This window comes from Streptomyces scabichelini (assembly GCF_011045015.1).
GTDB classification, from domain to species: domain Bacteria; phylum Actinomycetota; class Actinomycetes; order Streptomycetales; family Streptomycetaceae; genus Streptomyces; species Streptomyces scabichelini.
On the sequence record NZ_JAAKZY010000124.1, the window covers coordinates 1 to 13,909 of the forward strand.

Consider the following 13,909-nt stretch of genomic DNA (forward strand, 5'->3'; position numbering starts at 1 on the left):
GCAGTCACCCACGCGCGGAAGGGGACGGGGCGGGGGTGTCCGCCCGCAGCGGCCGGCGCGCCAACCCGAGCACCCTTTACCAGCCGACAGCTCGCGCGCCGGTCCGAGGACGGACACCCCCGTCGCGGCCCCGACCCACGACGCACCTAAGGGGCGCGGGGAACGGCGCGAGCAACCCACAACGCACCCGCAGCCCACAACGAAGCCTTACTTCAGCGCCCCCGCCGTCAGCCCCGCCACAACCTGCCGCTGGAAGATGATGTACGCCGCGAGGACCGGCAGCATCGCCATGACCAGCCCCGCGAAGAGGCCCGACCAGTCGCCCTTGTAACCCTGGCTCACGGCCAGCTGGACCAGCCCCTGGGTGAGCACCTTCCGGTCCGGCTCGGTGTTGAGCACCGTCGGCAGCATGTACTGGTTCCACTGCCCGAGGAAGTTGAAGATGCTGATGCTGATCAGGCCGGGCTTGGCCATCGGCAGCATGACCTGGAAGAACGTCCGCGTGTGCGAGGCCCCGTCCACGAAGGCCGCCTCGGCCACCGAGGTCGGCAGCGTACGGAAGAAGGCCGTCATGAAGAACACCGTGAACGGCAGCGAGTACGCGATGTAGACCAGGATCAGCCCGGGCAGCGTGTTCAGCAGCGAGAGGTTCTGCATGACGTAGAACAGCGGAACCAGCGCCAGGATGATCGGGAAGCTCATTCCTCCGATGAAGAGGAAGTAGATGAAGCGGTTCCCGGGAAACTCGAAGCGCGCGAGGACGTACGCCGCCATGGAGCCCAGCAGCATGGTGCCGACGAGCGAGAACCCCACCACGATCACCGTGTTGAGGAAGTAGTCGCTCATGTTCGCCTCGGTCCAGGCGCGCGACCAGTTCTCGAAGTGCAATGAGTCGGGCAGCGCCCAGGGCGAGCTGAAGATGTCCTTGTCCGTCTTGAACGAGGTCATCACCGCCCACAGCAGCGGCATCACGACCATGAACGCCCAGAGGATGAGCATGCCGTGCGAGAAGAAGTTGAGGGTCCTGCCCTCGGCAGGCTTCTCCAGCGGTCCGGGCGCGGCCGTCGTCTTGGTGACGGGCGGCCGCTCCTCCTGAGGGGCGTCGGCGGGAGGGGTGTCGGTCGTCTTCATGAGTCAGTACTCCAACCGCTCGCGCCGGCCCAGCCTCATCACGATCGCCGCGAACAGCAGCGTAAGGATGAGCAGGGCGACACCGATCGTCGTGGCATAGGCGGCCTGGCCGTCGCGGAACGCCTTCTGGTAGACGTACAGCGGCAGGACCGTCGTCGAATAGTCGGGGCCACCGCCGTTCGGCCCCACGGTCATGATCTGCACGACCGCGAAGGACTCGGCCCCGAGCGCCAGGATGCCCATATAGACCCAGCCGGACTGCACGGTGTCCCAGAGCAGCGGCAGGGTGATCTTGAAGAACGTGGTGATGCGGTTCGCGCCGTCCAGCAGCGCGGCCTCGTAGTAGTCCTTGGGAATGGAGGCCATTCCCGCGGAGAACAGCACCACGAAGAATCCGACGGTGCACCAGACGAGGACCGCGAAGACGCACCACAGGGCGAGGTCGGGATCACCGAGCCAGTCGGGCTGGACGCTATCGAGACCGACCGCCTTCAACGCGGAGTTGAGTGCGCCGCTGTTGGGGTTGTACGCGAACTGAAACAGCAACGCGACGATCGCGATCGACAGTACCTGCGGGAAGAAGTAGACGACCTTGTAGAAGGACGAACCACGGACGCCCGCGATCGCGGCGTTCTTCCTGCGCCGTCCGCCGACATTCAGCATGAAGGCGAAGAAAAGCGCCAGTGTGAGCGTCACCAGCGGCAGCAGCACCACGAACATCACGCTGTGCTGGAAGGACTTCCAGAAAACGTCGTCGTCGAGCATTCTCGTGTAGTTGTCGAAGCCCACCATCTTGAACTCGGGGCTCAGACCGCTCCAGTCCGTGAACGAATAGTAGATGGACTGGATGAAGGGCCAGATCACGAAGAGGCTGTAAATGGCCAGGGGGGCCGCCAAGAACCCCACGATGAAACGGTATTTACCGTGTTGCATTCCTACCGACCCGATCTTCCTGCGGGCGCTGCCGCCGACGCCGCGCATCGAGAGCGGGGGACCCCGGTCACGGCCCGGGGTCCCCCGCTGCGCTCACTGGTGCTTGTAGTGCTGGATGGTGTCGTCGTTGGCCGCCTCGTCGGCGTAGGCCTGGATCTTCTTGATGGCCTCGGCCGGGGTGAGCCGCCCCGCCATCATCTCGCCGAGGCCGCCGACGCCGATCTTCTCCTTCTGCAGCGCCACGTACCAGTCCTGGAGGCGCGGGTTGACCACGTTCTGGCCGGCCTTCTCCAGGGCCGCGACACCGGACTTCAGACCGGGCGTCAGCTCGATGCCGTCGGTGCCGCCGTTGAACGCGGACAGCGACTTGACGGACGTGGTGAAGTTCTTCGACGACTCCTCGCTGAGCATGATGCGCAGCTGCTCCATGCCGCCGTCGGGGTTCTTGGCCTTGGCGGGAACGATGAAGGGCTCGCCGCCGGACGCCCAGATGGTGCCGAAGGGCATCTTGTCCGAGCTGTCGATGCCGGACGGCGCCGACACCGCGAGGTTGAAGTCCTTCGGCATGGTCTTCGCCGCCTCGTTCTCCACCCACGAACCGTTGGGGATGAAGAGCGCCTTGCCCTCGGTCCAGGCCGTCTGGGACTGGATGTGGTCCAGACCAGGGGTGCCCTTGAGGATGTAGCCCTTCTTGTAGAGCTCGTAGTACGCCTCGAAACAGGTCTTGACCGCGGGGTGCTTCCAGGCGTTCGGCTCGAGGTTGTCGATGGCGTCGAGGACCTCGGGGCCGCCGACCTTGGCGATCATCGGGTAGAGCGAGAAGGGGATGTAGTACGGGTGCTTGCCCGCGTACGTCCAGCCCGCGATGCCCTTCTTCTTCGCCTTCTCGCAGACCGCGAGCATGTCGTCCCAGGTCTCCGGGTACGTGGCGTCGAGCGAGTCCAGCGCCTTCTGGGAGTACCACACGCCGTAGACGGTGTACGCGTAGTACATGATCCAGACCGGGTCGCCGTCGAACTGGCCCATCTCGACGATGCCGGGGCGCAGGGTGTCCCGGACCTTCTTGCTCGGGTCGTCGACGGACGGCGCGTCCAGCAGCGGTGTGAGGTCGGCGAGCTGCTTCTTGCCGACGAGGACGCCCATGTCCATCTGCTCGGCCCCGGAGTTGTCGATCAGGTCCGGCGGGGTGCCCTGGTTGAAGCGCGGCTGGAGGACCGACTGGATCTTCTGGGTCGCCGAGAACTTGACCTTCGCCTTGGGGAAGTTCTTCTCGTAGACCGCCTTGGCGTCCTCGGCGTACTTCGTGCCGAAACCGCCGTCGAAGATGACCATCTCCAGCGGCGCGCTCTCGTTGACGGCGAGCGGGTTCTCCTTGGTCTTCTTGCCCTTGTCGACCTTCTCGTCGCCGCCGCTGTCGCCGCTGGCGCACGCGGACAGGAAGCTCATCGTGGGCACGGCGATCAGGCCGAGTGCTGCGGACCGCTTGATCAGATCGCGGCGGCCGACACCTTCATGGCCGCTGTGGGCGGAAGTGGATCCCATGCTCAAGTCCTCGCCTTCTCCAGGACTCAGGCGGTGAACCGGATCCTCCCGGGCACCGCGGTGATGTGCTGTGTTTTCCCGGCGACGCGGTAGCGGAAAGCGGCTGCGTCACGGGCCGGACCCCGGCCGTGAGGCCGGGTAGGACGACGTACTCGGTGCGCCCCTGCGAGGGGTTTTTCGGTGAAGCTCGGATCGTGCCGGGCCGCCCGCGACCGGACGAGCGGCCATGCGGACGCTGACAGGTATAGTCCACTTCCGGACGCGGGGGCAAGATCGAATGCAGGTTCGGTCGGCAGTCTTTCCCGAGTTGAGATCTCGCGGATATATGACACTCCCTTGGATTCCCCGCGCACCCTTTGAACCTCTCCTGGCCTCGGCCAATTGAGTGATCGCAGCAACTTGCGGCTCTTCGCATCGCATACACCGCTTCCAACACTCTTGACACCGCTGGTCACTTGACGCCCTACTGGACCTCGCACAGCGAATTGACAACGTTGTCCAACTCGCAGGGAGGGTGCTGGTAGATGCAGGGCAGATCTCGGCACAGATGGGGTTCCACGGCACTTCTGGGAGCGACCGCATTAGCGCTGGTGGTGGCCTCGCAGGGCGCCGCAGTCGCCCGGCCGGCCCAGGCGGAGGCCGCCGACCGGGAGTTCGCCTCCTCGTTCGAGACGGACGATCCCGCACCTGACTGGCTCAATACGGTCGATACGTCGCCTGACGGTACGAAACGCTCCTCGGGCGTGGACGGCGGCTACAGCAGCGGCATCCCCGGCAATGTCACCGACCATGTCACCGACGTCCGGGCGAGCGGCGAGAACACCGGCGCGGGCGAGGTGAAGGAGAACCTCGTCGACGTCGAGCCGGGCACCAAATGGCTGACCTTCGCGCCCACCGGCTGGGTGGAGTTCGACCTGGACGCCCCGGTCGAGCTCGTCACCTACGCGCTGACGTCCGCCAACGACCACACCGAGCGCGACCCGAAGGACTGGACCCTTCAGGGCTCCACGGACGGCAAGGACTGGAAGACCCTCGACAGCCGCACGGGCGAATCCTTCAGCAAGCCGTTCGAGACGAAGTCGTACGACCTCGCCGAGCCGGCCGAGTACCGGCACTTCCGGCTTGACGTCACGAAGAACAACGGCGCCTCCGACGCCCTGCAGCTCGCCGACGTGCAGTTCTCGGACGGCGGCGACGAGGAGGAGCCCACGCCCAAGGACATGCTCTCGCTCGTGGACAACGGGCCGAACGCCTCCCCGACCGCCAAGGCGCGCGCGGGCTTCACCGGCAAGCGCGCCCTGCGGTACGCGGGCACGCACAAGCCGGACGGCCGCGCCTACTCGTACAACAAGGTCTTCGACGTGAACGTCCGCGTCGGGCGGGACACCGAGCTGGCGTACCGGATCTTCCCGTCGATGGCGGACGGCGACCGCGACTACGACGCCACGAACACCTCCGTGGACCTGGCCTTCACGGACGGCACCTATCTGAGTGACCTGCGCGCCACCGACCAGCACGGGTTCGCGCTGACTCCACAGGGGCAGGGCGCGGCCAAGGTGCTGTACGTCAACCAGTGGAACAACGTCGAGTCGCGGATCGGTTCGGTCGCGGCCGGGAAGACGGTGGACCGGATCCTGGTCGCGTACGACTCGCCGAAGGGGCCCGCGAAGTTCCGCGGCTGGCTGGACGACGTCGCGCTGCGTCCCGTCGCTCCCGAGAAGCCCAAGGCGCATCTGTCGGACTACGCCTCGACCACCCGCGGCACCAATTCCAGCGGCGGCTTCTCGCGCGGCAACAACTTCCCCGCGACGGCCGTGCCGCACGGCTTCAACTTCTGGACGCCGGTCACCAACGCGGGTTCACTCACCTGGCTCTACGACTACGCACGTGCGAACAACGCGGACAACCTGCCCACCATCCAGGCGTTCAGCGCCAGCCACGAACCCAGTCCCTGGATGGGCGACCGGCAGACCTTCCAGGTGATGCCGTCGGCCGCCGCCGGCACACCGGACACCGGCCGCACGGCCCGAGCGCTCGCCTTCAAGCACGAGAACGAGACGGCGCGCCCGTACTACTACGGGGTGCGCTTCGAGAACGGCCTCAAGGCCGAGATGGCGCCCACGGACCATGCGGCCGCTCTTCGCTTCACCTATCCCGGTGACGACGCGAGCGTGGTCTTCGACAACGTCACGGACCAGGCGGGCCTGACGCTGGACAAGGAGAACGGTGTCGTCACCGGCTACTCGGACGTGAAGTCCGGACTGTCGACGGGTGCGACACGGCTCTTCGTGTACGGGACCTTCGACGCGCCCGTGACCGACGGGAGCTCGTCCGGTGTGAAGGGCCACCTGCGCTTCGACGCGGGCTCCGACCGCACCGTCACACTCCGCCTGGCGACCTCCCTCATCAGCGTCGACCAGGCCAAGGACAACCTCCGCCAGGAGATCCCGGACGGCACGTCCTTCGACACGGTCAAGTCGCGCGCCCAGAAGCAGTGGGACCGGATCCTCGGCAAGGTGGAGGTGGAGGGCGCGACACCCGACCAGCTGACGACGCTGTACTCCAGCCTCTACCGGCTGTACCTCTACCCCAACTCCGGCTTCGAGAAGGTCGGTTCGAAGTACCAGTACGCGTCCCCGTTCTCGCCGATGCCCGGCCCGGACACGCCGACGCACACGGGCGCGAAGATCGTCGACGGCAAGGTGTACGTCAACAACGGCTTCTGGGACACGTACCGGACGACCTGGCCCGCGTACTCGCTGCTGACCCCCGGTCAGGCGGGCGAGATGGTCGACGGCTTCGTGCAGCACTACAAGGACGGCGGCTGGACCTCGCGCTGGTCCTCGCCCGGATACGCGGACCTCATGACCGGCACCTCCTCGGACGTGGCGTTCGCGGACGCGTACGTGAAGGGTGTCGACTTCGACGAGAAGTCGGCGTACGACGCGGCCCTGAAGAACGCGAGCGTCGTCCCGCCGTCCTCGGGCGTCGGCCGCAAGGGCATGACCACCTCCCCCTTCCTCGGCTACACGAGCACCGACACCAAAGAGGGCCTGTCGTGGGCGCTCGAGGGCTACCTGAACGACTACGGCATCGCGAAGATGGGCCAGGCCCTCTACAAGAAGACGGGCGAGAAGCGCTACAAGGAGGAGTCCGAGTACTTCCTCGACCGGGCTCAGGACTACGTCAACCTCTTCGACTCGAAGGCCGGCTTCTTCCAGGGCCGTAACGAGAAGGGCGACTGGCGGATCGAGTCGTCCAAGTACGACCCGCGCGTGTGGGGTCACGACTACACCGAGACGAACGGCTGGGGCTACGCCTTCACCGCGCCCCAGGACTCGCGCGGACTCGCGAACCTCTACGGCGGCCGGTCCGGACTGGCCGAGAAGCTCGACGAGTACTTCGCCACGCCCGAGACCGCCTCGCCCGAGTTCAAGGGCTCGTACAACGGCGTCATCCATGAGATGACCGAGGCGCGCGATGTACGGATGGGCATGTACGGGCACTCCAACCAGGTGGCCCACCACGTGAACTACATGTACGACGCGGCCGGCCAGCCCTGGAAGACCCAGAAGAACGTCCGCGAGGTGCTGTCGAGGCTGTACACCGGCAGCGAGATCGGCCAGGGCTACCACGGCGACGAGGACAACGGCGAGCAGTCGGCCTGGTACCTCTTCTCCGCCCTCGGCTTCTATCCGCTGGTGATGGGCAGCGGCGAGTACGCCATCGGCTCACCGCTGTTCACCAAGGCGACCGTCCACCTGGAGAACGGCAAGGACCTGGTGGTCAAGGCCCCGAAGAACAGCACACGGAATGTCTATGTGCAGGGCCTGAAGGTCAACGGCAAAGCGTGGACGTCGACTTCACTCCCCCACTCGCTGATCTCCCGTGGTGGGGTGCTGGAGTTCGACATGGGCTCGAAGCCGTCGTCGTGGGGCACGGGGAAGAACGCGGCGCCGCCGTCGATCACACAGGACGACAAGGCGCCGGCGCCACGGTCCGATGTCGTGGAGGGCGAAGGGGCGTTGTTCGACAACACCTCGGCGACGGACGGGGCCGCGGCCTCCGTCGATCTGCCGATCCCCAAGGGGGCGAAGGCAGTTCAGTACACGCTGACGTCCGCGGACCGCGCGAAGGCACCCAAGGGCTGGGTCCTCCAGGGCTCGTCCGACGACGGCAGCACATGGAAGGACCTCGACAAACGCTCCGGCGAGTCCTTCACCTGGGACAAGCAGACCCGCGCGTTCTCGGTCCCGAAGCCGGGGACGTACGAGCGCTACCGGCTGGTCCTCGACGGTGAGGCGACGCTGGCGGAGGTGGAGCTGCTGGCCTGAGGCCCGCCGGTACGGTACGGGGCCTCCCCCCACGGGAGAGGGGCGGGCGCGGAGGAACCCTCCGCGCCCGCCGCGCGTCAACGGCGCGCCGTGGCAGTCTCACTTCGGGTGACGGTACCGTCGTACACAAGACCACGACGCGCACCGGCGTCCACACTCTTGTCCATGGGAGCAGTGATGACCACACCCGGGCAGGAACGGGCCACAGAGGACACCTGGATGTTCCCGCCGGCAGACGGCTGGACCTTCGACCAGGTCAAGCACTTGGAGCTGCCTTTCGACTGGGAACTCGTGGACGGAAAGATCGTGGCGCGTGGACAGACCAAGCTGTGGCACAACCACGTGCGGGACCGCATCGCGGACGCCCTCAAAGCGGCGCGTATCGAGCCCTACACGGTCGTGACCGAGCAGTGCGTGATGTTCGACGACCGGAACACCCCCAAACCCGATGTGATCGTCTACGACACCCGAGAGCTGAACTTCTTCGAGCTGGAATGCGTCCCGGTGGAGAAGCTCGCCCTCGTGGTCGAGGTGGTCTCCCCCGGATCCCGGCAGGACGACCGGGTGCGCAAGCCCGCGCTCTTCGCCGAGGCCAAGGTGCCCTGCTACTGGCGAGTCGAGCTGGACCGGGACCAGCGGCTCGCGGTGCACGAGTACTGGCTCCACGCCGAGACCCGGTCGTACATCCCGGCACCCATGCACCCCGTGCACCACGACAAACTGGTCACCGAGGTCCCGTTCCAGATCGAGATCGACATCGACGCACTCGTCGGGTTCTGACAGGCCGCTCCCGTCAGCCCACCCGACACGGGACGGCGGTCGCCGGATCACCCCCGGAGCCCTCGACCGTGTACCCGAACGTCGTGCTTTCTCCCGGATCCAGCGAGCCGTTCCAGTTGGCGTTGTGGACCATCACGTTCTGCCCGGAGTAGGTCGCGCTGCCGCTCCACAGGCTCGCGACCTTCTGGCCGCCGGGCAGTGTCCAGTCGACCATCCAGCCCAGCATCGGGACGTCGCCGGAGTTGGTGACGGTCACCTCGGACTGGTAGCCGCCGTTCCAGCTGCCCGTCGTCTTGCGGGTGGCGGTGCAGGTGCCCGGCACCGGTTCGGTGGGATTGCCCGGCTGCTTGATGCCGGTGACCTCGCCGTTTCCGCCGTCGAAGACGACGTCGGAGCAGGAGTAGAAGGTCTCCTGGCTGTCGGAGCGCTGCCAGACCATGTAGATGATGTGGCGCCCCGACTTGCCCTCAGGAAGCTTGCCGGACCAGGAGTAGTTGGCGTCGACCGTGCCCGGGGAGCCGTTGAGCGGCGGGTGGTCGACGCTCAGGAACGGCCGCTCCTCCATGTCGTTCCAGGTCAGGGTCTTGGTCGGGTCGAAGCCGTCCTTGGTGACGTAGACGTAGAACCAGCCCGGGTGCGCGGCCCAGGCGTTGTACGAGAAGTCGACGTTCGCGCCCGAGGTCAGATGCGTCAACGGCCAGTCGCTGCTCGGTGTGTTGAAGCCGGTGAAGTTGGTGTTGCCGCCGCTGCACAGCTCGCCGTCGGCCACGAAGCCACGGGTGCGGCCCGCGCCGTCCGAGCGGAGTACGGAGAACCAGTTGTAGAACGGCGTCGTGCCGCTGACCTGCTGCGCCGCCTTGCAGGCCGGGTTGACGGGCTTGATCTCACCGGTGTCGGTCAGACCGTCCTGCCAGCACAGGAAGGTCCGGCTGCCGGGCTTCATGGGCGTGCCGTGCGCTTCCGCCTCGCCGCCGGCCGTGACGACCAGGCCGAGGGCCGGGACCGTGACGAGCAGGGCCAGCAGGACGAGGAGGAAGGCTCTGCCCCGGCTGGGAAGCCGTAATCGCCGTGGGGGTCGGGGAGTTGGCGCCGAAGTGGAAGTTGTCAGGATCATGACATACCTGCCCGTCCGATCGCTCGTAGGCCGTGTGGTGTCCGTGTGCGGATACGTGGGGTGGGAGCGATTCCCGGGCGGGTTCCGGTCCACCATATGGGAGCGCTCCCACCCCACGTGGTTCTGAAGCTAGCGCGGACCCGAACCGCTGTAAACGCCTGGCGCACGAGGGTGCTCTCGCAACGTGGGACGAACTGGACACCCCGGAGCGTACGCAGACCGCCAACTCGCTTGGCCGAAGCAGGCATTGGCACTCCTTGGCCACAGCAATCCCTTGAGTCGCTTTGCGTGCAGCGCTCACTCTGATCACTGGCTTCCGCTCACCAGGCCGGAAGCGTCGTCAGCGTTCAGGGGAGGACGCCACCCATGCGAAGACTCCACGCCCTCTGGGCTGTGGCAGGAGCGGCAGGACTACTCACGGGCGCGATCACGCCCGCGGCGGCCGGTTCCGGATCACCGGTCACCGCACCGGACGCCACGCCCGTGCAGAGCGGCGCCAAGACCGGTGCCACGAACCAGCGGACCGTGACCCTCGTCACCGGCGACACCGTGTCGCTCACGACCAGCCCGGACGGCAAGTACGCCGTCGACGTCCAGCGCGGCGAGGGCCGTGAGGCCGCCACCTTCCTGTCCAGCGAACGCGACGGCGAGATCAGCGTCTTACCCTCCGACGCGCTCCCGCTGATCCAGGCGGGCCGCCTCGACCCCGCCCTGTTCAACATCACCCAGCTGGTGAAGCAGGGCTACACCGACGCCCAAGCCGGGGCCACCCCGGTCATCGCGACCTACACCAAGGGCAGTGCCACCCCCGACGGCGCGCGTCGCACACTCGCGCTCCCCGGGATCGACGGCGCCGCACTGAGCGCCGAGAAGTCCACCGCGTTCTGGGCGGACATCGCCCCCGCGCTCGGCACCGAACCGACCTCGAAGGCCGCACGCCTGCTCGGTGAGGGCATCGAGAAGATCTGGCTGGACGCCAAGGTGGAAGCGTCCCTCGATGTGAGCGTTCCGCAGATCGGCGCGCCCGAGGTGTGGCAGTCCGGCTACGACGGCAAGGGCGTCAAGGTCGCGGTCCTGGACACCGGTGTGGACGCCGGGCACCCGGACCTCGCGGGCAGGATCGCCGAGTCACGCAGCTTCGTGCCCGACCAGGCCGTGCAGGACGGTCACGGCCACGGCACCCACGTGGCGTCCACGATCGTCGGCTCGGGCTCGGCTTCGGACGGCAAGCTCAAGGGCGCGGCCCCCGGTGCGGAGCTGCTGGTCGGCAAGGTGCTGGGCAACGACGGCCGCGGCCAGACCTCCTGGATCCTCGAGGGCATGCAGTGGGCGGCGAACTCGGGAGCGAAGATCGTCTCGATGTCGCTGGGCGGTACCGCGTCGGGCCCCTCCGACGTGCTGAGCGAGACCGTGGACGGGCTGTCCGCGTCCACAGGCACCCTCTTCGTGGTGGCCGCCGGCAACACCGGCCCGGCGGAGGGGACCATCGGCACGCCCGGCATCGCCGACTCCGCGCTGACGGTGGGCGCGGTCGACAAGTCCGACAAGCTGGCCTCCTTCTCCAGCCGGGGCCCGCGCCTCGGTGACTCCGCGATCAAGCCGGAGATCACCGCGCCGGGCGTGGGCATCATCGCGGCCCGCGCCGCCGGCACCAGCATGGGCACGCCCGTCGACGACAACTACACGTCGTCGAACGGCACTTCGATGGCGACTCCGCATGTCTCGGGCGTCGCCGCGCTGGTCGCCCAGGCGCATCCGGACTGGACGGGCCGGCAGATCAAACAGGCCCTCGCCAGCACCGCGAAGACCAGCCCGGACACCACCGTGTTCGAGCAGGGCGACGGCCGGGTGGACGCCGTGCAGGCCGTCGAGCAGGGCGTCTTCGCGACTCCGGCGCTCAGCTTCGGCACGTACAAGGACAGCGACACCGAGACCGACAGCAAGGACATCACCTACACCAACACCACTGACGAAGCAGTGGAGTTGAAGCTCTCCTCGTCCCTCACCGCGGCCACCCCGGCCACGGGCCTCGTGACCGTCCCGGCGAACGGCACGACCACCGTCGCGGTCACGGTCGCCCCCGCCGACCAGGCCGAGGGCCGGTACACGGGCCACATCACCGCGAGCGCCGACGGCGTCCGGGTCACCACGGCCGTCGGCTTCGAGAAGCAGCCGAGGACCTACCGCCTGAAGGTGTCGCTGGTGAACCGCGGCGGCAAGCCGTCCACCACGCCATCGATCTTCGTGCTGCAGGAGCTGAACGGCGCGTACCCGGCAACGACCGGGTACATCGGCAGCGGCTACACCCTCAATGTGCCGGCCGGCACGTACTCCACGGCGGCCTGGATCCCGGAGCGGGACGCGGGCGGACTGGAGGTCGCCACCTCGGTCGTCGGTGATCCCGAGATCAAGGTCGACAAGGACACCGAGGTCGTCCTCGACGCCCGCAAGGCCGTCGAGATCAAGCCGAAGACCAAGGAGGACTCCGAGTTCCAGGGGTTCATCACCAGCTGGCACCGGGAAGGTCCGGGTTCCGCCCAAAGGGTGACGTACCTTCAGAACTGGTGGACCGACCGCGTCTACGTCGCTCCGACCGAGAAGGTCACGGAGGGCATGTTCGAGTTCGTCTCCAAGTTCCGGCTGGCCGCCAAGGAGTTGACGGCGAGCGTCACCAGTCCCGAGAAGTACGCACTTCCCCTCGACTACGCACAGACGCGGAACGGCCTTCCGGCCGGTTTCAGCGGCGAGCGGACGGCGCGGGCGGTGGCCGCCGGCAGCGGCAGCGCGGCCGACTTCGAAGGGCTCGACGTCAAGGGCAAGGTGGCGGTCGTCCGGCTGCCGGCCGGGAAGACGGCGGACGAGGCGCTGGCCAACGCGACCAAGGCCGGGGCCGGTTACGTGATCGCGTACCGCGAGACGCCCGGGTACTGGATCTCCTGGGTGAACAGCGCGACGATTCCGCTGATGGTCGCCACCGGCGAGGACGGCGCGAAACTCGGGGCACTGCTCGAGAGCGGGAAGAAGGTCACGCTGAAGCTGGACGGCACCGCGGTCAGCCCGTACGTCTACAACGTGATGTTCCCGCAGACCGGCGCCATCGCGAAGAACCAGACGTACTCCCTGAACAGCTCCAACACCGTGCGGCACAAGGTCCGTTACCACGGGGGCAAGGCCGGCCAGGTCGGCAAGGACGCCGTCTACCGGTACCGCCCCTCGCAGTCCGCGGCCATCGAGGCCAGCTACAAGACGCCACTCGGCACGGAGCGCACCGAGTACTACAACGTCGCCCCCGACACCCGTGTCTGGCACGCCGTCTACCCCGACGTGAATGCGCCCCTGGCCCAGTGGAACACCCTGCGGACCTTCGACAAGGCGGGCCGGGTACCCACCGAGGACTGGCTGCGCCAGGTCGTGCGCCCGGCGTCCAGTGAGCAGTACGGCGTCTCCCAGCGCACCGGCGACAAACTCGCCCTCAAAATACCGGAGTTGAGCGATGCCACACCCGGTCACTACGGGTACGTGGACAATGCCCAGGACACCGCGAAGGGCGCGCTGTACGCGGACGGGAAGCTGATCGGCGACTCCGTGCGCGGATCAGGAACCTTCGACGTCCCGGCGGCGAAGACCGCGTACCGCTTCGTTCTCGACGCCCGGCGCACGGCCGACTGGGCGACGTACTCCACGAGCACCCACACCGAATGGTCCTTCGCCTCGGCGCGCACGGAACAGCAGACGGCGCTGCCGCTGCTCTCCGTCGATTACGACGTGGACGGGCTGGACCTCCTGAACCGGGTCGAGTCCAAGGGGAGGTCGGAGCTCGGACTCTCCGTCCGGGACCAGCACAAGAGCATCACGACCGGTCAGCTGAAGGCCTGGGTCTCCTACGACGACGGCACCACCTGGAAGGAGGTGAAGGTCCGGTACGGCAAGGCGGAACTCAAGCACCCGAAGGGCGCCGAGTTCGTGTCGCTGCGCGTGCGGGCCGCCGACCGGGACGGCAACGCGGTCGACCAGACCGTGGTGCGGGCGTTCGGCCTGAAGTAGACGGCCTGAAGCAGACGGCATCCGGGCCGGT

The 13,909-nt window shown here is 67.3% G+C and carries 7 protein-coding genes; 3 read left to right on the forward strand and 4 right to left on the reverse strand.

Going from position 1 to position 13,909, the window contains the following annotated elements:
• Positions 1 to 207: 207 nt before the first annotated feature.
• From G5C60_RS31525 to ngcE, 3 genes are all read right to left on the reverse strand, one after another.
• Positions 208 to 1,131 (reverse strand): carbohydrate ABC transporter permease, encoded by a 924-nt coding sequence (locus G5C60_RS31525; protein WP_165264418.1) that lies wholly within the window; start codon positions 1,129 to 1,131, stop codon positions 208 to 210.
• A gap of 3 nt (positions 1,132 to 1,134) precedes the next feature.
• Entirely contained in the window at positions 1,135 to 2,064 is a 930-nt protein-coding gene (locus G5C60_RS31530; RefSeq protein WP_165264419.1) for a carbohydrate ABC transporter permease, read from the reverse strand.
• A gap of 93 nt (positions 2,065 to 2,157) precedes the next feature.
• Positions 2,158 to 3,606 (reverse strand): N-acetylglucosamine/diacetylchitobiose ABC transporter substrate-binding protein, encoded by a 1,449-nt coding sequence (gene ngcE, locus G5C60_RS31535; RefSeq protein WP_165264420.1) that lies wholly within the window; start codon positions 3,604 to 3,606, stop codon positions 2,158 to 2,160.
• 524 nt (positions 3,607 to 4,130) lie between these two features.
• Between ngcE and G5C60_RS31540 the strand changes: the two genes are divergently transcribed.
• Entirely contained in the window at positions 4,131 to 7,940 is a 3,810-nt protein-coding gene (locus G5C60_RS31540) for a GH92 family glycosyl hydrolase (RefSeq protein ID WP_206440243.1), read from the forward strand.
• Between the two features lie 165 nt (positions 7,941 to 8,105).
• Positions 8,106 to 8,720, forward strand: a complete 615-nt coding sequence (locus tag G5C60_RS31545; protein WP_165264421.1) for a Uma2 family endonuclease — start codon at positions 8,106 to 8,108, stop codon at positions 8,718 to 8,720.
• 13 nt (positions 8,721 to 8,733) lie between these two features.
• Here the strand turns inward: G5C60_RS31545 and G5C60_RS31550 are convergent, their stop codons facing one another.
• The gene (locus G5C60_RS31550) at positions 8,734 to 9,834 is read right to left on the reverse strand and encodes a lytic polysaccharide monooxygenase auxiliary activity family 9 protein (RefSeq protein WP_165264422.1); all 1,101 of its coding nucleotides are present in this window, start codon (positions 9,832 to 9,834) and stop codon (positions 8,734 to 8,736) included.
• 366 nt (positions 9,835 to 10,200) lie between these two features.
• Here G5C60_RS31550 and G5C60_RS31555 point away from each other — a divergent pair, with 366 nt between their 5' ends.
• A complete protein-coding gene (locus G5C60_RS31555; RefSeq protein WP_165264423.1) occupies positions 10,201 to 13,878 on the forward strand; it encodes a S8 family peptidase in 3,678 nt (1,225 codons plus the stop codon).
• Positions 13,879 to 13,909 lie beyond the last annotated feature (31 nt).